We start from the raw sequence: 22,878 nt of genomic DNA on the forward strand, positions 1-22,878 counted from the left end.
AATATCTGCCAGAATGAAGATGTTGAGACCAGTAAAGTTATTAAGAACTGGCATGAGAGAGTTTGTAGTTCGTTTAAAAAACGTGGTATCAATTTAACCGTTTGATGCTAAAAAACTGCCAAACCTCTGAAATTTATCATAACGTCATTGTAAAAAAACCGCCCCGAAGGGCGGTTTTTCATCATACCAGCAGGGTTTGCCGCTGGATGGTATGGGCGCGGTCAGGGCCGGTCGAGATGATGGCGATGGGTATGCCCAATTGTTGTTCGAGGTAAGCGATGTAGGCGCGCGCTTTTTCCGGTAGCTGGTCGTAGGCGGTGATACCGACGGTGTCGCTTTGCCAGCCGGGCAGGGTGTCGTATACCGGGGTGCAGCGGGCCAGTTCATCCGCGCCAACGGGGGCAATGTCAAGGCGGCTGCCATCCATGTCGTAGGCGGTGCAGACTTTGATTTCCGCCAGGGCGTCCAGTACGTCCGGCTTGGTCAGGCACAGGCCGCTGATGCTGGAATTGATGATAGCGCGGCGCAGGGCGGGCAGGTCAATCCAGCCGCAGCGGCGCGCGCGGCCAGTGGTCGCGCCGTATTCGTTGCCGACTTTGGCCAGGTGTGCGCCGGTGTCATCGGTCAGTTCTGTCGGGAAGGGGCCGCCGCCAACGCGGGTACTGTACGCTTTGGCAATGCCGAGGATGTAGTCCAGCGCGCGCGGGCCGATGCCGCTGCCGGTCGCCGCGCCACCGGCGGCGGTGCTGGACGAGGTAACGAAGGGGTAGGTGCCGTGGTCGATGTCGAGCATCGCGCCTTGTGCGCCTTCGAAGATGATGTGCTCACCTTTTGCGCTGTGGCGGGTGATGGCGAGGGTAACGTCGGTGATAAGCGGGCGGACGTGTTCGCCGTAGGCCAGCCATTCGTCACAGACAGCAGCGTAGTCCAGCGGCTCTTGATGGTAGTAGTGCTTGAGCTGGAAGTTGTGGAAATCCATCAGTTCGCGCAGGCGCTCGCGGAAGGTGTCGGGGTGTTGCAGGTCGGCGAGGCGCAGGCCGCGTCGCGCGATTTTGTCTTCGTAGGCGGGGCCGATGCCGCGTCCGGTGGTGCCGATTTTGTTTGCGCCGCGTGCTGCTTCGCGTGCCTGATCCAGCGCGCTGTGCGTCGGCAGGATGAGGGCGCAGGCGGGCGAGATGTGCAGGCGTTCGCGCACGGGAACACCGGCGGCTTCAAGGGCATCGCTTTCTTTTTTGAGGGCACGCAGGCAGAGGACGACGCCGTTGCCGATGTAGCTTTGTACGCCTGCATGCAGGATGCCGGCGGGGATGAGGTGCAGGACGGTTTTTTTGCCGTCGATGACGAGGGTATGGCCGGCGTTGTGGCCGCCCTGGTAACGCACGACGGCGCCCGCTTTTTCGGTGAGCAGGTCGACGACTTTGCCTTTGCCTTCGTCGCCCCATTGGGCGCCGATAACGACGAGTTTGGTGCTCATGTGTTGGTTCCTCGGTTTGTTGGGATGTTAAGGCGTGGGGTTGCGGGGTGGTGTGCGTGATTTTTTTATGGGGTCGCCCAGTAGAGCAGGGCGACGATGAGCAGGGCAACGGTCGCCATGCCCAGCCCGATGCGGCGCAGGGTCTGATCGGGCAGGGCGCTGATTTGTTTGATGGTGCGCCGCCAGGCGGCAGGCGCGATGCCGATGAGCGCGCCTTCGCAGAGCAGCATGAGTGCCAGCGACAGCCACCAGATGGTCATGTTCATGGCAGGGCCGGCTCGTTTTTGGGAGCCGTTGCGGCTGCTTCCGGCGGGATGACGGGTTCGGCAACGGGATTCAGGGGGGGCGGCGGCAGTTGTTCTTGCAGCGGTGCTTGTTCCAGCGGGGCCGCAGGCGCGTTTTCGGCGTCAAGCGGCGGGGTGCTGTCGTTATTGTTGAGGTAGTGGAAGTAGCGGCTGTGCGGGTTGACGATGAGGGTACTGCCGCCGAGGCTGTCGCGGTAGGCGCTGAGGCTGCGCCAGTAGCGGTAGAAGTCGAGGTCGGCACCGTAGGCGGCGGCGTATTGTTTGGCGGCGGTAGCATCCGCCTCGCCGCGCATGATGTCGGCTTCTTCGCGGGCGTGGGCAAGAAGTTCGGCGGCTTCGCGTTCGGCGGTAGCACGGATAACGGAGGATTTTTCCTGGCCGCGCGCGCGGAAGTCTTTGCTGACGCGTTCGCGTTCGGCGCGCATGCGGTCGAAGACACGGTCGCGGATTTCGTCGGAGAAATCCACACGCTTCAGGCGTACACCGAGAACTTCGATGCCGTAGCGGGCTTCTGCCTGACGCGAGATGCGTTCGCTGGCGGCGCCCATGATGGTGCCGCGATCTTGCGAGATGGCTTCTTTGACGGAGCGTTGCACGAATTCGCCGCGCAGGGTTTCTTTGACCATGTTGTCAAGCAGGCGGCTAGCCTGGTCGAAGTTGCCCTGAACGCTGGTGTAGAAGGTGCGGATGTCTTTGATACGCCATTCGACGAAGTAATCGACGATGAGCCATTTTTTTTCGTTGGTCATGAAGCGTTCGGGTTCGACGTCCAGGCGCTGGATGCGCGCGTCAAAGAATTCGACGTTTTGCACGAAGGGGACTTTGAATTTGAGGCCGGCTTCGTCGTCAGTGCTGATGAGGCGCGAGAATTGGGTGACGACGGCGATTTGCCGTTCGTTGATGATGTAGGCGCTGCTGACGAGCAGGACGAGGGCGACGGCGATAGCAGCGATGAGGGTGTTGAGTTTGTGGTTCATGCGGTTTCCTTAGCGGCTGCGGCTGCGTTCGTTGCTGCGGCTGTTCGCCGGGGTGGCGGCAGCAGGGGTTTTGCTGGTCGTGCTGTTGCCGTTTGTCGGGGTGGGCGCGGTCGTGGCGCTGTCTTCTTGTGCGGCGAGTTGTGGCGGAGTGACGGTGGCAGATGTGCCGCTGAGGTTTATGATGGGGCGGCTGTTGTCGGCATCAATCAGCACTTTGTTGCTCTGCGCGTAGATGTTCGCCATGGTGTCAAGGTAGAGGCGCTCGCGCATGACGGCGGGATTTTCGCGGTAGGCAGCGAGCAGGTTGTTGAAGCGGCTGCTGTCGGCGGTAGCGCGGGCAAGGGTTTCGGCTTTGTAGGCTTGCGCTGCCTGAATGAGGCGTTTGGCTTCGCCGCGCGCAACCGGGATGCGTTCGCGGGCGTAGGCTTCGGCTTCGAGGCCGAGGCGTTCTTCGTCTTCACGGGCACGGACGGCATCTTCGAAAGCATCCTGCACTTCAACCGGCGCACGCGCGTCTTGCAGTTCGAAGGCGACGATTTCAAAGCCGAGGTTGTACTGGATGAGGGTTTTTTCGATGATTTGTTTGGCTTCTTGTGGCCACTCGCCGCGTTTGTCGATGAGGATGTCATCGACGGTATTGCTGCCAACGACTTCGCGGATAGCCGAGATGACGATATCGCGCAGCACTTCTTCGGGCTGGTTCGCCTGGAAGAGGTAGTTTTTCGCGTCACGGATGCGGTATTGCACGGCGGCGCCGATTTCGACGATGTTTTCGTCGCTGGTCAGCATTTGTCCGTTGCGCTGGTTGCTGGTGCTGATGCGGCCACTTTGGCTTTTGAGTTCGCCGACTTTCATTGACGAGATGGAGGTCACGTCCACTTTGGTAACTTGGCCGAAGGGGATGGGGAAGTGCCAATTGAGGCCGGATTTGGTGGTGCGGGTGTAGCGGCCAAGGAAGGTTTCTACGCCGTTTTCGCGTTCGCGCACGGTATAGACGCCACTAGCCAGCCAGATGCAGAGGAAGGCGGCAATGACGAGGGTGATGAGTTTGCCGGGCAGATGCAGCGGGGCGCGGCTATTGCCGCCGTTGTCGCTGCTATTGTTATTGCCCCGGTTTGGTCGACGGCCGATGAGCCTGCTGAAAAATTCGTCAAGATCCGGCGGCTGGTCGTTGTTTTTTTTGTCCGGTTCGTTGTTGTTGCCCCAAGGGTCTTGCGCCATGGCGAGGGGGCGGGTGTGTTTTTTGAGCAGGCTGCTGATGAGGATGAACATGTGGTGTTATTCCTGGTCGTCTGTCTGGGTTTGTAGGTCAAGGCGGCGATTATACTGTGATTGTATTTGCTGATAGCGCTTTTCCCGCAGGCTGATACGCAGCCATTGGCTGCCGTCGGCGGCGATGCGCTCCTCGCTGACGGCGTGTTCGGCGTAGAGGGTGGCACGCAGGGCGCCTTCGTGCGGGGCGAGGTGCAGCCAGCCGTTTTTCTGGTCGCGGTTGAAGTAGGCGACGATGGCGTCAGTTAGCAAATCTACGCCTGCGCCAGTGAGCGCCGAGACGAAAACGGCTTCCGCCATGCCGTCGGCGCCGGTTTTGACGTAGGGTGCTTCGCCGCGCAGGTCGATTTTGTTGTACACACGCAGGGTCGGTACGTCGTCCGCTTCGATGCTTTTCAGAACTTCCATCACCACTTCTTCGCGCTCGAGATGGTGCGGATCGGCTACGTCAATAACGTGCAGCAGCAAGTCAGCGCGCGCGGTTTCTTCCAGGGTGGCCGAGAAGGCGGCGACGAGTTCGTGCGGCAGGTCGCTGACAAAGCCGACGGTGTCGGCCATGAGGATGGTCTGTCCGCCCGCCTGTTTGAGGCGGCGCCAAGTCGGATCCAGGGTGGCAAAGAGCTGGTCCTGCGCGTACACATCCGCTTCGGTCAGCATATTAAAAAGGGTGGATTTGCCGGAGTTGGTGTAGCCCGCGAGTGCCACGGTCGGCATGTCACGGCGGATGCGCGCCTTGCGGTTTTCTTCGCGCTGTTTTTGCACTTTGTCGAGGCGGCGTTGTAATTGTTTGATGCGGGCGGCGAGCAGGCGGCGGTCGGTTTCGAGCTGGGTTTCACCAGGGCCGCGCAGGCCGATACCGCCTTTTTGCCGCTCCAAGTGCGTCCAGCCGCGCACTAGGCGGGTGGCAAGGTGGTTCAGCTGGGCGAGTTCGACTTGCAGTTTGCCTTCGTGGCTGCGGGCGCGCTGCGCGAAGATGTCGAGCACCAGGCCGCTGCGGTCAAGCACACGCGTGTTGCACAGTTTTTCGAGATTACGTTCCTGCGAGGGGGAAAGCGGGGCGTTGACGATGATAAGTTCGATGTCGTGCGCTTTTACCGCTGCGGCCAGGGCTTCCGCCTGACCACGGCCGATGTAGTAGCGCGGCTCAACTTCGCCCCGGCTGAAGCGCTCGGCAAGAATAATTTGCGCGCCGGCAGAGAGGGCGAGTTGGTGAAATTCTTCTTCGACGGCGGCATCGGGGATGCAGTTGATGTCCACTTGGACGAGGGCGGCGCGTTCGCCGCTTTTTGGTCGTTCAAACAAAACGCGCCTCCCGTGGGACGGAAAGCGCGGTGCTGTGCGGTTGATGCATTATTAATACAGCGGATCGGTACTCGGACGGGCAGCTTCTGCCGGGGCAGCGGCGTGTTCGCCGTCTTGTTGTTCTTCTTCACCTTCTTCGCCTTCGCCGGGGATGCGCACGTTGCGTGCCGGGACGATAGTTGAGATGGCGTGTTTGTAAACCATCTGCGAGATGTTGTTACGCAGCAGAAGGACGAAGGCGTCAAACGATTCGATTTGTCCCTGAAGTTTGATGCCATTGACCAGATATACGGATACCGGGATGCGTTCTTTGCGCAGGGCATTGAGGTAAGGGTCTTGCAGGGATTGGGATTTACTCATTGTTGTTGTGCTCCGAAAGGTTTGTAGAAACACCGGCTGGCGGTGCGCGCGCAATGTATCACACTTCGCCCGCCACCCGCGCTTTTTGTCGCTTATGTGATACGTCGGCGCTTCAGATCATGTTCAGTTCGATTTTGGCGCGCAGGGTCATCATGTCCATACCCCACGGTGGATCCCATTCCATGTGTACTTCGCATTCTTCGACGCCATCCACTTGTTCGACGCCATCTTTGACCCAGTCCGGCATGACGCCTGCTACCGGGCAGCCGGGCGCGGTGAGGGTCATGTGGATGTCGGCTTTACCGGTTTTTTTGTTGTAGTCGATGTTGTAGATGAGGCCGAGTTCGTAGATGTCCACCGGGATTTCCGGGTCGTAGATGCCTTTCAATGCGAGGATGATGTCTTTTTCGACCGGGCTCAGGGTGGGGTCTTCGGGGTCTTTTTGGTAGGGGACGTTTTCCGGGTCGTACATGGGGAATCCTGTATTTTCTCAATGGTTCGTTATCGGCTTGTTCGCGCGGTTATCCCGCTTGGCGGCTTTATTCGGTCTTCGCTTCGTTTTTGCCGTGCAGCGCGGCATCGAGGGTGTGCCAGGCGAGAGTGGCGCATTTGACGCGTGAGGGGTATTCGCGCACACCGGCCAGCACTTTGAGTTTGCCGACGCTGTCCGGGATGGGGTCTTGCGTGGTCGCGATGTGGTGGAAGTCGTGGTAGAGGTGCGCGAATTCGGCAAGGGTTTTGCCGCGCGCGAGGTCGGTCATCAGTGAGGCGCTGGCTTTGGAGATGGCGCAGCCGTCGCCGACGAAGCTAATGTCGGCGATGGTATCGCCGTCCATGCGCACGAATATTTTCAGGTTGTCGCCGCAGAGCGGGTTGTAGCCGGTGGCGCTGTGGTCGCAGGGGGCAAGCGCGTGGAAGTGGCGCGGGTGTTTACTGTGATCGAGGATGACTTCCTGGTAGAGGTTTTTGAGGTCGTTCATTACTGGAAGAGTTGTTGGGTGGCTTGGACGGCGGCGACGAGGCGTTCGATGTCGTCGTGGTTGTTGTAGGCAGCGAAGGAGGCGCGGATGGTGGCAGGGATGCCGAAGCGGCGCATGACGGGTTCGGCGCAGTGCTGACCGACGCGGACGGCGACGCCGTGCTGGTCGAGAACGGTGCCGGCGTCGTGCGGGTGGATGCCGTCCAGGGTGAAGGAGATGACGGCGGCTTTGTGGCGGGCGGTGCCGATGATGCGCAGGCCGGGCAGGGCGCCGAGGGCGGCTTCGGCGGCGGCACGCAGGGTTTCTTCGTGCGCGGCGAGGTTGGCGAGGCCTTTATCGGTAACCCAGTCCAGCGCAGCGCCGAGGCCGATCACTTCGACGATAGGCGGGGTGCCGGCCTCGAATTTTTGCGGGGCGGCGGCGTAGTGGGTGTGCTCGAAGCTGACGCTCAGGATCATGTCGCCGCCGGTCTGGTAGGGCGGCATGGCATCCAGCAGGTCGTATCTGCCATAGAGAACGCCGATGCCGGTCGGGCCGTAGATTTTGTGTGCGGAGAAGACGAGAAAGTCGCAGCCGAGGGCTTGGACATCGCAAGGCAGATGGGCGACGGCCTGGGCGGCGTCCACGATGGTGTGGATGCCGCGCGCTTTGGCCTCGGCGATGAGCGGGGCGAGGTCGTTGATAGTGCCGAGGGCGTTGGAGACGAGGGTGGCGGAGAAGATTTTGACGCCGTCGAGGTAACGCGTAAAGTTGCTGCTGTCGAGTTCGCCCGCGTCGTTGATGGGCAGCACGACGAGTTCGGCGCCGAAGCGCTGGCAGGCGCGTTGCCACGGCACGATGTTGGCGTGGTGTTCGAGGGCGGTGAGGAGGATTTTGTCGCCGGGTTTCAAGACAAGTTCGCCCAGCGAGCTGGCAAGCAGGTTCAGGCCTTCGGTGGTGCTTTTGGTAAAGACGATTTCTTCGGGGCGGGCGGCATTGAGGAAGTGTGCGGTTTTTTCGCGCACGGTGTCGTAGCGGGCGCTGAGACGCTGCGACAGGGTATGCACCCCCCGGTGGATGTTGCTGTATTCGTGGCGATAGCAGTGATCCATCGCCTCGATGACGGCCAGCGGTTTTTGTGTGCTGGCAGCGTTGTCGAGGTAGGTCAGCGGCTGGCCGTGGATAGTCTGCGCAAGGATGGGGAATTCATGCCGCATCGGGGGCGTCCTCGTTGTTGTCGCCGAGCCAGTCGCGGCTGATGGAGTCGTGGACGGCGTCAAGGATAGCCGGATGCTCGATGACGACGGCTTCGTGCAGGAAGCTGAGGATGAGCATTTTCCGCGCGTTTTCGAGGCTGATGCCCCGGCTTTGCAGGTAGAACAGGGCGTCGGGATCGAGGCGACCAGTGGTGGAGCCGTGCGCGCATTGCACGTCGTCGGCGTAGATTTCGAGGCGCGGCACGCTCTGTGAGCGGGCGTTGTCGTGCAGGAGGATGTAGCGGCTGTTTTGTCGTGCGTCGGTTTTTTGCGCGCCGTGAGCGACGTAGATTGTGCCGTCGAAGTAGCCCTGGGCGCTGTCATCCAGCGCACCGCGCACGATTTGGTGGCTTTCGCTGTTTTCGGTGTGGTGGCGCACGTTGAGGTGGTAGTCGGCGATCTGGCTGCCGCGCAGGTGCTGGATGCCGCCGAAGGCGAAGTGGCTGCCTTCGCCGCGCAGTTCGCTATGCACGTCGAGACGGTGCAGGCTGCCGCCCGCTTGCAGGGCGTTGATGCGGATGCGGCTGTTGGCGGCCTGCTGGCTCGCGATATGCATGAGTTGGGCGGTGTGTTCTGTGCCATGAAACCACAAGGCAAGGTCGAGTTCCGCACCTTCGGCAGCGTCGATACTGAGGACGGGCAGTTGTGCCCCGGCGCGGCCCGCCTGGTAGTCAATCCAGCAGGCGGTGCGGCTGTTTTTGCCGAGGCGCAGGTGGATGCGGCTGTGTTGCAGTCGCGGTGCGGCGAGGTCGATGTTGAGCACGAGCGGGGCGTCAAGCGAGGTATTTTCAGGCACGGTGAGCAGCAGGGCGTCGCGCTGTTCGGCGAGGTTTTGCGCGAGGTAGGGCGCATCCGGCAGGTCGAGCAGGCGGCGGTCAGCATCGGCAAAGTCGCCGTAGTCTTCACCGACGGCGTCCGGCAGGTCATATTGGTAGTCGCTGCCTTCGCTTTTGCGCTCGCGCGCGGTCAGGGTGTCAAGCGGGGTCCAGCGCCAGGCTTCGTGGCGGCGCGGTTCGCCGTAGTTCTCGCGGTAGGCGCGGGCTTGTTCCTGGATGTTGTTCATTATGCGCTCCGTGCTGCGCCGGTTTCTTCGCCCCGGAAGTCGGCATAGCCTTTGGCTTCGAGTTCGAGGGCGAGGTTTTTGTCGCCGCTTTCGACGATTTCGCCGTTGACGAGGACGTGGACGTAATCGGGCACGATGTAGTCAAGCAGGCGCTGGTAGTGGGTGATGACGAGAAAGGAACGCGCCGGGTCGCGCAGGGCGTTGACGCCGTCAGAGACGACGCGCAGGGCGTCGATGTCGAGGCCGGAATCGGTTTCATCCAGCACGGCGAGGCGCGGTTCAAGGACGGACATTTGCATGATTTCGTTGCGCTTTTTCTCGCCGCCGGAGAAGCCGACGTTGACCGGGCGCGAGAGGAAGCTGTCGTTCATTTTTACGGTCTTCATGCGCTGTTGCAGCAGTTCGTAGAATTCCATCGCGTCCATTTCGCCTTTGCCTTCGTAGGCGCGCTTGGCGTTGACCGCGGCTTTGAGGAAGTAGAGGTTGCTGACGCCAGGGATTTCCACCGGATACTGGAAGGCGAGAAAGATGCCGGCGCAGGCGCGTTCGTCCGGCTCCATGTCGAGCAGGTTTTTACCGTTGTAGGTGATGCTGCCTGCGGTAATTTCGTAGTTTTCCTGTCCGGCGATGACGTTGGCGAGGGTGGATTTGCCGGAGCCGTTCGGTCCCATGATGGCGTGGACTTCGCCCGCGCCGATATGGAGGTTGACGCCGTTTAATATTTTTTTGCCGTCGAGGGTGGCGACGTGCAGGTTTTCGATGTTGAGCATGGTGTTTCCTTTTGTTGTTCTGTAATGCAGTGGGGCGTGTGGTTATCTCGCTTGACGCGTCTGGAGGGCGTAAAGCCAGATTTCGCCTCGCTTGGCGGGTGTTTTAGCCGACACTGCCTTCGAGTTTGAGTTCGATCAGGCGTTGTGCTTCAACGGCAAATTCCATCGGCAGTTCCTGGAAGATTTCTTTGCAGAAGCCATTGACGATGAGGCTGACCGCGTCTTCTTCGGACAGGCCGCGCTGCATGCAGTAGAAGATTTGGTCTTCGCCGATTTTGGCGGTGGTCGCTTCGTGTTCGACTTGCGCCGTCGGGTTTTGCACCATCAGGTACGGAAAGGTGTGCGCGCCGCAGTTGCTGCCGATGAGCAGGGAGTCGCATTGTGAGAAGTTGCGCGCGCCGTCGGCTTTCGGCAGGATTTTGACCAGGCCGCGATAAGCGTTCTGCGCGTGGCCGAGCGAGATGCCTTTGGAGATGATGGTCGATTTGGTGTTTTTGCCGATGTGGATCATTTTTGAGCCGGAATCGATCTGCTGGTAGTCGCGGGCGAGGGCGACGGAGTAGAACTCGCCGATGCTGTCATCGCCTTTCAGGACGACGCCGGGGTATTTCCAGGTGATGGCTGAGCCGGTTTCGACTTGTGTCCACGAGATTTTGCTGCGCGCGCCTTCGCACAGGCCGCGTTTGGTAACGAAGTTGTAGATGCCGCCGTTGCCGTCTTTGTCGCCGGGAAACCAGTTCTGCACGGTGGAGTATTTCACTTCGGCGTTTTCGTGGGCGATGATTTCGACGACAGCGGCATGCAGCTGGTGTTCTTCCCGCTTCGGCGCGGTGCAGCCTTCAAGGTAGGACACGTATGCGCCTTTGTCGGCGATGATGAGTGTGCGCTCAAACTGGCCGGTGTTGGCGGCGTTGATGCGGAAGTAGGTAGAGAGTTCCATCGGGCAACGCACGCCGGGCGGGATGTAGCAGAAGGAGCCGTCGGTGAAGACGGCGGAGTTGAGTGCGCTGAAGTAGTTATCGTCCATGCGCACGACGGAGCCGAGGTATTTGCGCACGAGGTCGGGGTGCTCTTTGACCGCTTCGCTGAAGGAGCAGAAGATGATGCCTTCTTTGCCGAGACGCTCTTTGAAGCTGGTCGCGACCGAGACGGAGTCGAAGACGGCATCGACCGCCACGCCCGCCAGCATTTCCCGCTCTTGCAGCGGGATGCCGAGCTTTTCGTAGGTGCGCAGCAGTTCGGGATCGACTTCATCCAGCGACTTGGGGCCGTCTTTCTGGGTTTTCGGCGCGGAGTAGTAGGAAATCGCCTGGTAGTCGATGGGCTTGATGTTGAGATGTCCCCAGTCGGGCTGTTCCAGGGTCAGCCAGTGGCGGTAGGCAGCGAGGCGGAATTCACGCAGCCAGTCCGGCTCGTTTTTCATGCGCGAGATGTGCGCGATGACGCTTTCGTCAAGGCCGGGCGGTAGGGTTTCTTGTTCGATGTGGGTTTCAAAGCCGTACTGGTATTCGGTTTCGGCGATTTTTTTCAGTTCTTCGTTGCTCATGAGGCTTTACTTTGGGTTTGTGCGGGGTGCAGGCGTTCGTAGCGCTGCATATCGGCCAGGGTTTTATCGGCAAGCAGGGCACGGATGTCGTTGTTCAGGGTCAGCCAGAAGGGGCTGAGCTGGCAGTGTTCGGCCAGCGCACAGTTGTTCTCGCTTGCCGCGCATTCGACCAGTTCCGGCGTGCCTTCCATCGCTTCCACCACGTCTAGCGCGGTGATGTCGGCTGCGTCACGGGCAAGCTGGTAACCGCCGTAGGCACCACGGGTGGATTCGAGGATGCCCCGCTGGGTCAGGCGTTTCAGCACTTTGCCGGACATTGGCACGGCAATGCGGGTACGGCCTGCAAGGTAAGCGGTGTTTTTGGCGGTGCCGTCGGCAGCCAGCACCGCACCGAGCAGCATGAAGGCGTATTCGGTTTCTTTGGTGATGCGCAGCATGGGAAAGGGTTTCTGAATCAGGACAGGAAATGTACTTTATCGGGTTCGCGCAGGGCGTGCAAGCCGCACGTTCTACTTTTCTGTTCTTAAAGCCGGATTCGTTTGATTAAATCAATCAGTTGCGAAGCGTTACCATTTTCGCGGTAACGCAAGGCTTCGTAGCCCGCCGCTGCGGCCTGCAACTGCGCCGCTTGCGGCGGCGCGGCGTTCTGCGCGAGGCGGCGGAAGAAGACGGCGACGGATTCGTTGTCGTCTTTTACATAACCGCGCTTCGCCCAGCGCGCGAGACGGCGGCGCAGCAGGCGGGCGACGGCGTCTTCGTCGTGACGCGGGCGGTTGTGCCAGAACCAGTAGAGCAGCGCCGCGCCGATGAGCAGGGCGGGGACGAGGATGAAAAGGAGGCCGATGGCACCAAGGTTTTGCAGGCCGAGGCCGCGCAGGATGCTTTGCTGCTGGTCGCGGTCGAGCTCGATAACCCAGTCCTGCCAGAAGGCCTGTGTCGCTTCCAGGGCGTCGCGCAGCCAGGCGACGGCGCCGAGGGTTTCGGCGATGCGCGAGGTGAGCGAGCGGCTGTCTTCGCCTTCAAGACCGCCACCGGAGATGCGCCCTTGCAGGATGCGTTCCGGGGCGACGGCGGCGGTCGGGTCGAAACGCGCCCAGCCTTCGCCGTCAATCCACAGTTCCGCCCAGGCGTGCGCCGCTTCTTCACGCACTGCCCAGTCGCCGCTGACCGAGTTCGGTTCGCCGCCCTGATAGCCGATGACGACCCGCGCCGGAATGCCGACACTGCGCGCGGCCAGCACCATCGCGTTGGTGTAGTGTTCGCAGAAGCCCATGCGGTTGCCAAAGAGGAAGGATTCCGGGTTGCCCGCACCGGGCGGCGGTTCCAGGGTGTAGTAGAACTCGTTGTTGCGCAGATAGGTGAGAAAGGCATTGGCAAAGCCGCGCGTGTCGCCGCCGGTTTCTTGAAACAGCCGCCGCGCCAGCCCTTCCGTTTGCGGCATCGGATAATTGCGTGGCAGTTGCAGGGCGTCTTTGCGGTCGCGCGCCGGCAGGGCGTCTTCCATACGGTAACTGAGCGCCGAGGACACCTCGAAGCGGTTGGCCGTGACCCCGCGCGGCGATATCGGCATTTGTACCTGCCAGGCATAGCCGGCGCGCGCTTCCGTCGGCAGATTGAGCGGCAAATCCAGCACCGTCAGCCAGCGCAGGGATTTCTTCACCGGCGTCAATTCATAGCGCACCACGCTGTTTTCCCGATAACCGAAACGCGGCGGGCGGTTAAACACCTCGCCCGGACGCTGATGCCACTGAATGCCGTCGAAAAACCACAGCACTGGCCCGCGCCAGTAGAGCTGGTTCAAATCCGGGCGCGAATCGCCGAGGAAGCGGACGCGGAAGGCGATCTCGTTTGACTGCGCCAGCGACGACAAATCGCCCATATGCATCTCTTCCGGCAGGCCCGTCTTTGCGCCGCCCTGCTGCGGCATGCCCCACAGCGGCTGCACGCGCGGGAAGAGGAAAAACATCGCGGCGGCGAACGGCAGGGCGATGGCAAACATCCGCACCACATCACGCCAGCGGGCGAACTGCACCCGCGCCCGCCCCAACTGCTCGAAGCGCAGCAACCCGCGCAGACTGATCACCAGCGTAAAGAGCAGATAGACAAACATCGGAATCGACTGCGAATACATCAAAAACGCCAGCATCAGTAGCATCTGCAACAAAAACAGCACATGCACATCGCGGCGGTTGCGCGCTTCCAGCAACTTGCACACGCTCATCGTCACCAGCATTGCCACAAACGACATCGTCATCCCCACCGAATGCAGACGCGAATACACCAAAGAGCAGCCGGCAAACATCAGCACCAGCGCCGCGCCGAGGGCAAAACGCTCGCTTTTCAGCGCGAGCGCGACAAACTTCAATACCACTCCGGCAGCGAGCAGCATCCCCAGTTCCGACGGCAAAAAGAAAAACAGCGGCAGGGCGACAAACAAAAATGTCGCCGCCACCCGCCGCCACTCGCCCGCATCCAGGCGGTTATGAAAATCCTCGGCACTCACCCAGCGGATCATGCCCCACCTCCAAACAGCGCCAAGGCGCGCAAACAAGCCTCGCGGTGCTCGCGGCCATGGCCAAAATCGAAAAACACATCCGGCGGCAGGCGCAGCGCATACAGCAGCCCCTGCCTGTCGGCATCCATCACCCACTTGGCGAGCTGCGACAAGCGCTGCTCCGTGCCACCTTTGGCGGCAGCAAAATCCAGCAACAAACGCGGCGCGCCCTCACCGGCAAACTGCTTCAACAACAACTCGCCCCGGCCAAAACGCTTCCAGGCGACGCGGGAGAGCGCATCGCCGAGCACATACGGCCGTAATCCGGATAACTCATCATCACCCGCCGCCGCGCCGACCACCTTGCCCTCGCCCGCCATCGACACCCAGGGCAACGGCTGCTCGCCGACCGGACGCGGATACACCAGCACCCGCGCTTCCAGCCGCAACCACGCCCACGTCACAAACGCGCCGAGCGGGTGCAGACAAAACGCCTCAAGCGGCGCCATATACTGCCAGCCGCGCCGCTGCGCCGGTTCACGCAACACCACCTGCGCCGTCGCGCGCGGCAGCACATCCTCACAGCGCGTCTCATGCCACGCATTGCGCAGCGTGAGCAGGCCGCGCAGGCGCCCATCACGTTCCGTGACCGACACCACAAACGCTGCCTCATCGCCCGCCCACACCGGTGCACCGCCGCGCGCAGAAAACGACAAACCGGCGAGCTGCCCTGCCGTAATCGTGCCGCCCAACAAAAACACCGTGAACGCCAAAAACGTCAGGGCATAACCCAAATTGAGCTGATGATTGGCCGACCACAAAAACATCACCGCCAGCACGGCAAAAAACGCCAAACCAAAATACGACGGCACGACCGGCATCCTTAGCGCCGAAGGCAAATCCCGCTGCGCCACCGCCGCATCCAGCCGCGCCATCCAGCGTACGCGCAAACGTTTGACCAGCGCCATCAGAGCGGCACCGCCACCTGCGCCAGCACCCGCGCCAGCGCCGCCGCGTGACCATCACTATCCGCATGCACCGAATGCAGACGGTGCCAGGCCACCGCCGGAAACACCGCCTGCACAAACTCCGGCAGCACCGCCGACTCACCGCGCAGCAGCGCATACGCCTGCGCCGCGCGCACCAGCGACAACCCGGCCCGCGTTGACAACCCGTGGACAAAATCGCCGCACGAACGTGAAAACGCCAGCAAATGCTGCACATACAGCGCCAATGCCTCCGAGACTGCCACCTGCGCCGCCGCTTGCTGCAACGCCAGCACATCCTCGCGCGACAACAGCGGACGGGCAGAAGCGAGCAACTCACTGCGGTCACGCCCGCGCAGCACCTCCACCTCGCTGGCCGCATCCGGATAACCGAGCGAGAGACGCATCAAAAAACGGTCCACCTGCGCTTCCGGCAGGGCAAACGTGCCAATCTGTTCCAGCGGATTCTGCGTGGCAATCACAAAAAACGGCGACGGCAGCGGATGCGTGCGGTGATCCACCGACACCTGCCGCTCCTCCATCGCCTCCAGCAGTGCAGACTGACTCTTCGGCGACGCACGGTTCACCTCATCGGCAAGCAACAACTGCGTGAACACCGGCCCCTGATGAAAGATCAACGCCTGCGACTGCGGGTCTAGCGTCGAAAAACCGACCACATCGGCCGGCAACAAATCGGACGTGAACTGAATACGGCGGAAATCCAGCCCAAGCGTGGCGGCAAACGCCTTGGCAAGCGTCGTCTTGCCCGCCCCCGGTAAATCCTCCAGCAACAAATGCCCGCGCGCGAGCAAACACGCCGCCGCCAGCGAAATCACCTCTTCCTTGCCGACAATAATCGAACCCAACTGGGCAAGCGCCTGCTGCAAACGCTGGCGGACATCGGCGGATAACGGGGACAGCGACATAAAAACCTCCATGAACGAACGTAAAGAAAACGGGCGCGAATAGTAGCAAAAAAGCGGGCTGGACAGCGGTGGCGTCCCGGCCGTCCGCCCCGCCTGCGGCGGCAACATGCTAAAATCCGCGCACTTTTCCTCATGAGAGACCAGTCATGCACACCATTCCGCATTCCGCCGATATTCACAGTTTCGAGCAACACGGCAGCGCGTTTTGGGACAAGAACGGCCCTTACCGCACCCTGCACCACATCAATCCCGCCCGTCTGCAATTCATCACCCAGTACACGGATTTGCAGGATAAGCGCGTCCTTGATTTCGGCTGCGGCGGCGGGATTTTGAGCGAGGTGCTGGCGGATAGTGGTGCGCAGGTGGTCGGCATTGACCTCGCCGCTGCCGTGCTGGAAGCGGCCCGCGCCCATCGTGGCGACAAGACGATCGACTATATTCATGCCTCCGGCGCTGATCTGGTCGCGCGTGGTGAGTCGTTTGATGTCATCACCTGCATGGAAATGCTGGAACACGTTGCCGATCCTGCCGCCATTCTGCGCGATATTCATGCCCTGCTGCGTCCGGGTGGTCTTGTTTTCCTGTCGACGGTGAACCGCACCCTGCCAGCGCGTCTTGGTGCTATCTGCGCCGCTGAGTATCTACTGAATCTCGTCCCCAAAGGCACGCATCAATATGACTGGTTTATCCGCCCGGCCGAGTTGACGCGTATGGTGCGCCGCGCCGGGTTGACGCCGCTGGCCATCAGCGGCATGTCGTATAACCCGCTCACGCGCAGCGCCTGCCTGTCGCGCCGTACGGCGATAAATTATCTGATGGTTGCCCGCCGGGATGCTGTATGAAAGCTCGTTATAAAGCTGTATGGTTCGATCTTGACGGCACCCTGTTTGACACCGCCCCTGATCTCATCGCCACCGTTAACCGTACTCTGGCGGAACATGGTTATCCGCCAGCCCCCGCCGGGGTCATCCTGCCTTACACCGGCCACGGTTCGCGGCAGATGCTGCAACACGCGCTCTCAACCACGGCGGATGACCCGCGTCTGCCTGCCTTGCAGGAAGCGTTTTATGCGCATTATCTGCGCCATGTTGCCGAGGAAACGCGCTGGTTCCCCGGGATGGCGGTGATTGTGGACGATCTTGATGCCTGCGGCGTGCCCTGGGGCATCATCACCAACAAGCTGGAACGCTTTACTTACGCGTTGGCGCGCCATTTTCAGCTGGAACAGCGCGTGGCCGCCATCGTCTGCGGCGATACGCTCGCTACCGCCAAGCCCGATCCCGCGCCGCTTGCCTATGCCTGTGCGCTGGCGGGAGTGCGGCCTGAACAAGCGGTGATGATTGGCGATAGCGCTGCCGATATTCGCGCGGCCGCCCGCGCCGGAATGCCGTCTATTTATTGTGATTACGGCTACACCAGCCGCGCCGATCTCGCAGAAGATGACTGCCCCATCGCTTTTGTTGATAGCCCTGCCGCCCTCGCGCCGCTGCTGTTTGGAGATACGCCATGAAGACCGTCCTGCTCACCGGCGCCTGCGGCGGTATTGGTAGCGCCGTCGCCCGTGCCCTCGATGCGGCGGGGCATCACCTGCTCTTGCTCGACCTCGACCCGCTGGCGCTGGAAGCGCTGGATGACGGTTTGCAGGGCGACCATACCCTTGTCCCTTTCGATTTGTGGCGCAGCGGTTTTGATGCCTACGTCCGCCTTGCCGGGCTGATTCAAGAAGACCACGGCAAACTGGATGCCGTCATCAATCTCGCCGCCGTCTGCGGTGGCCTGCGTCCGCTGGCCCATGCCGACCCGACAGGCTGGCTGCAAGGATTGCAAGTGAACCTTACCGCACCGCTGTGGCTCTTCCAGACCTTGTTGCCGCTGATGCAGGCTGCTACCGCACCGCGTTTTATCGTCAGCCTGCACCGCGAACACCGCACACAAAGCGCCTACTGGCACAGCTACGGCATTGCGCAAGCGGCGCTCACCCAGCTCGTCCACGACCTCTATCAGGAGAAACACGCCTACCCGAACCTCGGCTTTGCCATTGTGGACCCCGGCTGGGTTGATACCCCGCTCAGCCGCAGCGTCTTCCCCGCCGGGCAACCGCACTGGCAGAGCGCTGACGCTGTCGCCCCGTACTATCTCGCTGCCCTCACCGGCGATCCCGACCAACTGGAACACTACCCATGACCGATTCCCGTCTTGCCCACGCCCGTGCCGTCCTTGAGCAGGAAGCCGAAGCCGTGCGCGCGCAAATCGACCACCTCGGCGCTGCCTTCCTCACCGCTTGTGACTGCATCCTCGCGACACGCGGCCACGTCATCGTGACCGGTCTTGGCAAATCGGGACACATTGGCGAAAAAATCGCGGCGACGCTGGCCAGCACCGGCACCCCCGCCTTCTTCGTCCACGCTGCCGAAGCGGGGCATGGCGACCTCGGTATGATTACCGCCGACGACACCCTGCTCGCCATCAGCTATTCCGGCGAAAGCGCGGAAATCCTGATGATGCTGCCCATTGTGCGCGCCCTCGGCGTGAAAACCATCGCCATCACTGGCCGTCCCGCTTCGCACCTCGCGCAAGAAGCCGACATTCATCTGCCTATCCACATCGACAAAGAAGCCTGCCCGCTCGGCCTCGCCCCGACTACCAGTACCACCGCCACCCTCGCCCTCGGCGACGCCCTCGCCATCGCCCTTATGCAGAGCCGCAACTTCGGCGAACAGGATTTTGCCCGCTCGCACCCCTATGGTCGCCTTGGCCGCCGCCTGATGACAAAAAATCGTGACGTGATGCGCAGCGGTGCCGATATTCCCGTCGTCGCCAGTGACGCCAGTGTGCAAACCGCGCTGTTCCAGATTACCGACAAAGGCCTTGGCGTCACCCTCGTCGCGGATAACGATCTACTGCTTGGCATCTTCACCGACGGTGACCTGCGCCGCGCCCTGGAAAAATATCCCGACGCGCTCAACCGCCCGATTAGCGACGTGATGACCCGCTCACCGCAGACCACCACGGCAGACGAACGCGCCGCCGAAGCCCTGCAACACATGGAAAAACGCCACATCACCGCCCTGCCCGTCGTCGCAGATGACCGCATCGTCGGCATCCTGCACATCCATGACCTCTTGCGCGCCGGAGTCGCCTGATGAGTCGATCCCGCCAACTGCGCCTCGCCTGCTGGTTGCTTGCCGCCGTCGCCGTTACCTTGTGGTGGTGGCAGCGCGAAGCGGGCGCAATCAGCCAACAGGTTGCTGCTGACCCCGTCCGCCTCTCGCTCACGGGCGGCGTGCTCTACCAGTACGATGCCGAGGGCAAACGCAGTACCACCGTGCGCGCGCCCTACGCCGAACACCGCAAAGACGGCGAAAACCACCTCGACCACCCTGAGGTACAAACCCTGCTGACAAACGGCGAACGCCGCCTGCGCGCTGATCACGCCATGCGCAACAGCGAAAAAAACCGCATCACCCTGACGGGCAACGTGCGCGGCGAACAGGACGACGGCGGCCACCACTACCGCCTCCGCACCACCCGCCTCGATTACTACCCTGAGCACCGCTACGCCGCAACCGATGCCGCCATTACCTTGGAAAGCGACGACAGCCGCACCGACGCGGACGGCGCACACTGGGACATGAACAACAACCACATCACACTCAAAAACAACGTAAGGAGCAGCTATGACCCGGCAAACTAAAACCCTCATCGCCGCCACCATCCTGCTGGCGCTAATCAGCAGCGGCCATGCCGAAACCCGCAAAAAAACGACGCGTGCCCAAAACAAACCGGCTCCTGTCGTCGTCCAAAGCGGTACAGACAACAAAACCGTGGACAGCAACACCGCCTTCGGCTGGGACGAAAGCGACGCCACCAAAAAAGCCGCCGACAGCGCAGAAAAAAGCGGCAACAAAAAAACCAACAACCCGCAACAACTGCCGATCAACCTCAAAGCCGACAGCGGCGAATACGACGCCAACACCGGCGTTGCCACCTACACCGGCCACGTCGTCATCACCCAGGGCGAAATGAACCTCAAAGGCGACCGCGTCACCATCCGCCTGCAAGACGGAAAAATCCACACCATCGAAAGCTGGGGCAAGCCGACTACCTTCCACTACGTTCCGGCCAGCGAACCGCCGATTGACGGCAGCGGCAACCACATGAAATACACCGTGCCGACCTCAACCGTCGAAATCAACAAAAATGCCCACGTCAAGCAGGACAAAAACGAAACCCGTGCCGACCACCTCACCTATAACCTGAAAAGCGAAAGCGTCAAAGGCCGAGGTGTGAATATGACCTTCCAGCCGAAGACCAAATAAAAGCCGGGATGCGCCATGCTCATCGCCGAAAAACTACAAAAAACCTACCGCAAACGGCGCGTCGTCAATGACGCCAGCTTCCAGGTGGATGCCGCCAAAGTCGTCGGCCTGCTCGGGCCGAACGGCGCGGGCAAAACCACCAGCTTCTACATGACCATCGGTCTGGTGCGCCCCGACCAGGGCCGCATCCTCCTGGACGGCACCGACATCACCCGCCTGCCCGTACACCGCCGCGCCCAGCTCGGCCTGTCCTACCTGCCGCAAGAAGCTAGCGTCTTCCGCAAACTCAGTGTGCGCGACAACATCCTCGCCATCCTCGAACTCGCTACCAACCTCGGCAAACGCGAGCGCGAAGCCCGCGCGCAAGAACTCATGCAAGACCTCGGCATCGCCGACCGCGCGGACATCCCCGGACAAAGCCTCTCCGGCGGGGAAAGACGCCGCTGCGAAATCGCGCGGACGCTTGCCTGCAACCCGCGCTTCATTCTGCTCGATGAACCCTTTGCCGGGGTGGATCCCATCGCCGTCGGCGACATCCGAAACATCATCACCCACCTCACCGATCGCGGCATCGGCGTCCTCATTACCGACCACAACGTGCGCGAGACCCTGAAAAGCTGCGATTACGCCTACATCCTCTCCGAAGGCAGCGTTATCGCCGCAGGCAGCCCGGCAGAAATCGTCGCCAACGAAGAAGCCCGCCGCGTTTACCTTGGCGAAGACTTTGAACTCCACTAAGGACGACCATGAGCAAAGCCAGCAAAGTCGCCCCGGGTACAAGCCAAAGCCTTGACCTCGCCCTCAAACAGACCCTCACCCTCACCCCGCAGTTACAACAGGCGATCAAACTGCTCAACATGGGCAACCTGGATCTGAACGTCGAAATCAGCAACATGCTGGCGCAGAACATCATGCTGGAGCGCAAGGGCGACATCCTCTACGAAAGTCCGGGAAGCGAGAGCGACGGCGGCGACAGCGGCGAAGACGCTGACGGCCTGCTGCAACACCTGAGCGGCGAACTCGAATACGACAGCACCTGGGAAGAACACTACGACCACGACTGGAAAGACCACGCGCCCTACCGCGAAGAAGACGACAACCCCGAACTTTACCTCAGCGCCAGACCAACCCTGGCCGCCTACCTCGAAGAACAAATCAACCAGATGCCGCTGGATGACACACGGCGCCGCGCGGCACTCGCCGTTGCCTTCGAACTGGATGACGACGGCTACTTCCGCAGTGAGACGGAAGCCGTCGCCGCCCAACAACAACTCCGCGTGGCCGACATCGAAGACGGCATCCGCATTGTGCAACAATGCCAGCCGGGCGGGGTCGGTGCACGCGATCTCGAAGAATGCCTGAACCTGCAACTCGCTGCCCTGCCACCGCACACCCCCTACCTGGATGCGCTGCAACTCATCATGAAGCGCTACTACGGCTTCATCGCGCGCAGCCCGCAAATGATCCGGCAGCGTCTGGATATGGACATCGCCACCTACAACCACGCCATGGCGCTCCTGCGCAGCCTTGATCCCCGTCCCGGACAAAAATACAACGCCGGTAGAGTGCAGCACGTCGAGCCGGAAATCATCGTGCGCGAAAAAAACGGCATCAGCTACATCGAAACCACCGATAGCGTCCATCCCGACCTCACTATTAACCAGGCCTACGCCGCGCTGGCGGAAGCGGCAAAAGGCGCGGACAAAACCCTCCTGCAAGCGCAACTGCAAGAAGCACGCTGGTTCCTGACCGCTATCGACAAACGCGCCGACACCATCCGCCGCGTGGCGGGCGTCATCGTTGCCCTGCAACAAGACTTCTTCCAGGAAGGCGAAAGCGCAATGCGGCCGCTGACGCGGCAAAAAGTGGCGGAAATCCTCGACATCCACGAAAGCACCGTCAGCCGCGCGGTCAACGACAAATACCTGCAATGCAAACGCGGCATCTACGAACTGCGCTACTTCTTCTCCGCCCAGTTTGAGAATACCGACGGCGATGACCAGTCGGTCGTCGCCATCAAGGCGCTGATCACCGAAGTGATCGGCGAAGAAAACCCGGATAAACCCTATTCCGACCAAAAAATCACCGACATCCTCGCCGAACGCGGCCACAAAATCGCCCGCCGCACCGTGACCAAATACCGCGAAAGCCTCGGCATCCCTGTTACCACCCTGCGCCGCCACCGCAAGCGCTGATGAAGTACCTGCGGAAAAGGGCAGGGCGACTAAAACCGCCCGGACTTCCCGCTTGCTATAATCCCGCTCCCTTTCAACCAAACAGGAGCCCTTATGGCAGACTTCAACAAAATCCTCGACGCAGGCGACGTGGACGGCGGCATCATCAACGTCGTTATCGAAATTCCGGCCGGCTCGAACCACAAAATCGAGTGGAAACGCAAAATCGGCGCGCTGATGCTCGACCGCGTTGAGCCGCTCATCTTTGCCAAGCCCACCAACTACGGCTTCATCCCGCAAACCCTCGACGAAGACGGCGACGAACTCGACGCCCTCATCATCACCGACACCCCGCTGCCGACCGGCATCTACATGCAGGCGCGCGTTATCGGCGTGATGAAATTCGTGGATGACGGCGAAGTGGATGACAAAATCGTTGTCGTCCCTGCTGACGACCGCCAAACCGGCGATGCCATCAAAACTCTCGCTGACCTGCCTGCGCAGCTCATCAAACAAATCGAATTCCACTTCAACCACTACAAAGCGCTGAAAAAACCCGGCTCGACCAAAGTCGATCACTGGGGCGACATCGAAGAAGCCAAACAAGTCATCCGCGACTCACAACAACGCTGGAAACAGCAATAAACCTGCCGTTCCCGCTTGCGGCACAACCGTAGGGCGGGCTTCAGCCCGCC

General features: G+C 61.2%; 25 protein-coding genes. 9 read left to right on the forward strand and 16 right to left on the reverse strand.

The genetic code is table 11. From position 1 onward, the window contains the following. Positions 1 to 181 precede the first annotated feature (181 nt). The 16 genes from LG374_RS10510 to LG374_RS10585 form a co-directional block, all read right to left on the reverse strand. Complete coding sequence (locus LG374_RS10510) at positions 182 to 1,474, reverse strand: adenylosuccinate synthase (RefSeq protein ID WP_225757646.1); 1,293 nt, start codon at positions 1,472 to 1,474, stop codon at positions 182 to 184. Positions 1,475 to 1,539: 65 nt separating this feature from the next. Next, on the reverse strand, positions 1,540 to 1,740 hold the full coding sequence (locus LG374_RS10515; protein ID WP_225757647.1) for a DUF2065 domain-containing protein: 201 nt from the start codon (positions 1,738 to 1,740) through the stop codon (positions 1,540 to 1,542). Further along, positions 1,737 to 2,756: a protease modulator HflC gene (gene hflC / locus LG374_RS10520; RefSeq protein ID WP_225757648.1), complete on the reverse strand. Its 1,020-nt coding sequence runs from the start codon at positions 2,754 to 2,756 to the stop codon at positions 1,737 to 1,739. The genes LG374_RS10515 and hflC overlap by 4 nt, the downstream gene beginning before the upstream one ends. 9 nt (positions 2,757 to 2,765) lie before the next feature. Further along, positions 2,766 to 4,028 carry an FtsH protease activity modulator HflK gene (gene hflK / locus LG374_RS10525; RefSeq protein ID WP_225757649.1) on the reverse strand — a complete coding sequence of 421 codons (1,263 nt, stop codon included), beginning with the start codon at positions 4,026 to 4,028 and terminating at the stop codon, positions 2,766 to 2,768. A gap of 6 nt (positions 4,029 to 4,034) precedes the next feature. Then, a complete protein-coding gene (gene hflX, locus LG374_RS10530; RefSeq protein WP_225757650.1) occupies positions 4,035 to 5,330 on the reverse strand; it encodes a ribosome rescue GTPase HflX in 1,296 nt (431 codons plus the stop codon). Positions 5,331 to 5,381: 51 nt separating this feature from the next. Continuing rightward, positions 5,382 to 5,690, reverse strand: a complete 309-nt coding sequence (gene hfq, locus LG374_RS10535; protein WP_225757651.1) for an RNA chaperone Hfq — start codon at positions 5,688 to 5,690, stop codon at positions 5,382 to 5,384. A 112-nt stretch (positions 5,691 to 5,802) separates the two neighbouring features. Beyond that, positions 5,803 to 6,162: an iron-sulfur cluster assembly protein gene (locus LG374_RS10540; RefSeq protein WP_225757652.1), complete on the reverse strand. Its 360-nt coding sequence runs from the start codon at positions 6,160 to 6,162 to the stop codon at positions 5,803 to 5,805. A 67-nt stretch (positions 6,163 to 6,229) separates the two neighbouring features. Then, a complete protein-coding gene (gene sufU, locus LG374_RS10545; RefSeq protein ID WP_225757653.1) occupies positions 6,230 to 6,670 on the reverse strand; it encodes a Fe-S cluster assembly sulfur transfer protein SufU in 441 nt (146 codons plus the stop codon). Further along, complete coding sequence (locus tag LG374_RS10550; RefSeq protein WP_225757654.1) at positions 6,670 to 7,866, reverse strand: SufS family cysteine desulfurase; 1,197 nt, start codon at positions 7,864 to 7,866, stop codon at positions 6,670 to 6,672. Before LG374_RS10550 ends, sufU begins: the two co-directional genes overlap by 1 nt. Next, positions 7,856 to 8,968, reverse strand: coding sequence for a Fe-S cluster assembly protein SufD (gene sufD / locus LG374_RS10555; RefSeq protein ID WP_225757655.1), 1,113 nt, complete (start codon positions 8,966 to 8,968; stop codon positions 7,856 to 7,858). The genes LG374_RS10550 and sufD overlap by 11 nt, the downstream gene beginning before the upstream one ends. Continuing rightward, positions 8,968 to 9,738 (reverse strand): Fe-S cluster assembly ATPase SufC, encoded by a 771-nt coding sequence (gene sufC, locus LG374_RS10560; protein WP_225757656.1) that lies wholly within the window; start codon positions 9,736 to 9,738, stop codon positions 8,968 to 8,970. The genes sufD and sufC overlap by 1 nt, the downstream gene beginning before the upstream one ends. Before the next feature lie 103 nt (positions 9,739 to 9,841). Next, on the reverse strand, positions 9,842 to 11,284 hold the full coding sequence (gene sufB / locus LG374_RS10565) for a Fe-S cluster assembly protein SufB (RefSeq protein WP_225757657.1): 1,443 nt from the start codon (positions 11,282 to 11,284) through the stop codon (positions 9,842 to 9,844). Further along, positions 11,281 to 11,721, reverse strand: a complete 441-nt coding sequence (locus LG374_RS10570; protein WP_225757658.1) for an SUF system Fe-S cluster assembly regulator — start codon at positions 11,719 to 11,721, stop codon at positions 11,281 to 11,283. The genes sufB and LG374_RS10570 overlap by 4 nt, the downstream gene beginning before the upstream one ends. Positions 11,722 to 11,807: 86 nt before the next feature. After that, complete coding sequence (locus LG374_RS10575) at positions 11,808 to 13,799, reverse strand: DUF3488 and transglutaminase-like domain-containing protein (RefSeq protein WP_225757659.1); 1,992 nt, start codon at positions 13,797 to 13,799, stop codon at positions 11,808 to 11,810. Beyond that, entirely contained in the window at positions 13,796 to 14,746 is a 951-nt protein-coding gene (locus LG374_RS10580; RefSeq protein ID WP_225757660.1) for a DUF58 domain-containing protein, read from the reverse strand. The genes LG374_RS10575 and LG374_RS10580 overlap by 4 nt, the downstream gene beginning before the upstream one ends. After that, entirely contained in the window at positions 14,746 to 15,690 is a 945-nt protein-coding gene (locus LG374_RS10585; RefSeq protein ID WP_370639343.1) for an AAA family ATPase, read from the reverse strand. The genes LG374_RS10580 and LG374_RS10585 overlap by 1 nt, the downstream gene beginning before the upstream one ends. Before the next feature lie 146 nt (positions 15,691 to 15,836). On the opposite strand from LG374_RS10585, the gene ubiG reads away from it, so the two are divergent. From ubiG to LG374_RS10630, 9 genes are all read left to right on the forward strand, one after another. Next, entirely contained in the window at positions 15,837 to 16,532 is a 696-nt protein-coding gene (gene ubiG, locus LG374_RS10590; protein WP_225757662.1) for a bifunctional 2-polyprenyl-6-hydroxyphenol methylase/3-demethylubiquinol 3-O-methyltransferase UbiG, read from the forward strand. After that, positions 16,529 to 17,200, forward strand: coding sequence for an HAD family hydrolase (locus tag LG374_RS10595; protein ID WP_225757663.1), 672 nt, complete (start codon positions 16,529 to 16,531; stop codon positions 17,198 to 17,200). The genes ubiG and LG374_RS10595 overlap by 4 nt, the downstream gene beginning before the upstream one ends. Then, the gene (locus LG374_RS10600; RefSeq protein ID WP_225757664.1) at positions 17,197 to 17,874 is read left to right on the forward strand and encodes an SDR family oxidoreductase; all 678 of its coding nucleotides are present in this window, start codon (positions 17,197 to 17,199) and stop codon (positions 17,872 to 17,874) included. Before LG374_RS10595 ends, LG374_RS10600 begins: the two co-directional genes overlap by 4 nt. Continuing rightward, complete coding sequence (locus tag LG374_RS10605) at positions 17,871 to 18,833, forward strand: SIS domain-containing protein (protein ID WP_225757665.1); 963 nt, start codon at positions 17,871 to 17,873, stop codon at positions 18,831 to 18,833. The genes LG374_RS10600 and LG374_RS10605 overlap by 4 nt, the downstream gene beginning before the upstream one ends. Continuing rightward, positions 18,833 to 19,384, forward strand: coding sequence for an LPS export ABC transporter periplasmic protein LptC (gene lptC, locus LG374_RS10610; RefSeq protein WP_225757666.1), 552 nt, complete (start codon positions 18,833 to 18,835; stop codon positions 19,382 to 19,384). Before LG374_RS10605 ends, lptC begins: the two co-directional genes overlap by 1 nt. Continuing rightward, on the forward strand, positions 19,368 to 20,009 hold the full coding sequence (lptA, locus tag LG374_RS10615) for a lipopolysaccharide transport periplasmic protein LptA (RefSeq protein WP_225757667.1): 642 nt from the start codon (positions 19,368 to 19,370) through the stop codon (positions 20,007 to 20,009). Before lptC ends, lptA begins: the two co-directional genes overlap by 17 nt. A 15-nt stretch (positions 20,010 to 20,024) precedes the next feature. Further along, the gene (gene lptB / locus LG374_RS10620) at positions 20,025 to 20,747 is read left to right on the forward strand and encodes an LPS export ABC transporter ATP-binding protein (protein WP_225757668.1); all 723 of its coding nucleotides are present in this window, start codon (positions 20,025 to 20,027) and stop codon (positions 20,745 to 20,747) included. A gap of 8 nt (positions 20,748 to 20,755) precedes the next feature. Beyond that, entirely contained in the window at positions 20,756 to 22,204 is a 1,449-nt protein-coding gene (gene rpoN, locus LG374_RS10625) for an RNA polymerase factor sigma-54 (RefSeq protein WP_225757669.1), read from the forward strand. A 93-nt stretch (positions 22,205 to 22,297) separates the two neighbouring features. Further along, a complete protein-coding gene (locus LG374_RS10630) occupies positions 22,298 to 22,828 on the forward strand; it encodes an inorganic diphosphatase (RefSeq protein ID WP_225757670.1) in 531 nt (176 codons plus the stop codon). The last annotated feature ends 50 nt before the right edge of the window (positions 22,829 to 22,878 follow it).

This window comes from Cardiobacterium sp. Marseille-Q4385, from assembly GCF_916618745.1.
GTDB lineage: Bacteria > Pseudomonadota > Gammaproteobacteria > Cardiobacteriales > Cardiobacteriaceae > Cardiobacterium.

Coding starts and splice junctions, on each gene's coding strand:
- LG374_RS10510 (WP_225757646.1), bottom strand. CDS start 1,474: ATGAGCACCAAACTCGTCGTTATCGGCGCCCAATGGGGCGACGAAGGC.
- LG374_RS10515 (WP_225757647.1), bottom strand. CDS start 1,740: ATGAACATGACCATCTGGTGGCTGTCGCTGGCACTCATGCTGCTCTGC.
- hflC (WP_225757648.1), bottom strand. CDS start 2,756: ATGAACCACAAACTCAACACCCTCATCGCTGCTATCGCCGTCGCCCTC.
- hflK (WP_225757649.1), bottom strand. CDS start 4,028: ATGTTCATCCTCATCAGCAGCCTGCTCAAAAAACACACCCGCCCCCTC.
- hfq (WP_225757651.1), bottom strand. CDS start 5,690: ATGAGTAAATCCCAATCCCTGCAAGACCCTTACCTCAATGCCCTGCGC.
- LG374_RS10540 (WP_225757652.1), bottom strand. CDS start 6,162: ATGTACGACCCGGAAAACGTCCCCTACCAAAAAGACCCCGAAGACCCC.
- sufU (WP_225757653.1), bottom strand. CDS start 6,670: ATGAACGACCTCAAAAACCTCTACCAGGAAGTCATCCTCGATCACAGT.
- LG374_RS10550 (WP_225757654.1), bottom strand. CDS start 7,866: ATGCGGCATGAATTCCCCATCCTTGCGCAGACTATCCACGGCCAGCCG.
- sufD (WP_225757655.1), bottom strand. CDS start 8,968: ATGAACAACATCCAGGAACAAGCCCGCGCCTACCGCGAGAACTACGGC.
- sufC (WP_225757656.1), bottom strand. CDS start 9,738: ATGCTCAACATCGAAAACCTGCACGTCGCCACCCTCGACGGCAAAAAA.
- sufB (WP_225757657.1), bottom strand. CDS start 11,284: ATGAGCAACGAAGAACTGAAAAAAATCGCCGAAACCGAATACCAGTAC.
- LG374_RS10570 (WP_225757658.1), bottom strand. CDS start 11,721: ATGCTGCGCATCACCAAAGAAACCGAATACGCCTTCATGCTGCTCGGT.
- LG374_RS10575 (WP_225757659.1), bottom strand. CDS start 13,799: ATGATCCGCTGGGTGAGTGCCGAGGATTTTCATAACCGCCTGGATGCG.
- LG374_RS10580 (WP_225757660.1), bottom strand. CDS start 14,746: ATGGCGCTGGTCAAACGTTTGCGCGTACGCTGGATGGCGCGGCTGGAT.
- LG374_RS10585 (WP_370639343.1), bottom strand. CDS start 15,690: ATGTCGCTGTCCCCGTTATCCGCCGATGTCCGCCAGCGTTTGCAGCAG.
- ubiG (WP_225757662.1), top strand. CDS start 15,837: ATGCACACCATTCCGCATTCCGCCGATATTCACAGTTTCGAGCAACAC.
- LG374_RS10595 (WP_225757663.1), top strand. CDS start 16,529: ATGAAAGCTCGTTATAAAGCTGTATGGTTCGATCTTGACGGCACCCTG.
- LG374_RS10600 (WP_225757664.1), top strand. CDS start 17,197: ATGAAGACCGTCCTGCTCACCGGCGCCTGCGGCGGTATTGGTAGCGCC.
- LG374_RS10605 (WP_225757665.1), top strand. CDS start 17,871: ATGACCGATTCCCGTCTTGCCCACGCCCGTGCCGTCCTTGAGCAGGAA.
- lptC (WP_225757666.1), top strand. CDS start 18,833: ATGAGTCGATCCCGCCAACTGCGCCTCGCCTGCTGGTTGCTTGCCGCC.
- lptA (WP_225757667.1), top strand. CDS start 19,368: ATGACCCGGCAAACTAAAACCCTCATCGCCGCCACCATCCTGCTGGCG.
- lptB (WP_225757668.1), top strand. CDS start 20,025: ATGCTCATCGCCGAAAAACTACAAAAAACCTACCGCAAACGGCGCGTC.
- rpoN (WP_225757669.1), top strand. CDS start 20,756: ATGAGCAAAGCCAGCAAAGTCGCCCCGGGTACAAGCCAAAGCCTTGAC.
- LG374_RS10630 (WP_225757670.1), top strand. CDS start 22,298: ATGGCAGACTTCAACAAAATCCTCGACGCAGGCGACGTGGACGGCGGC.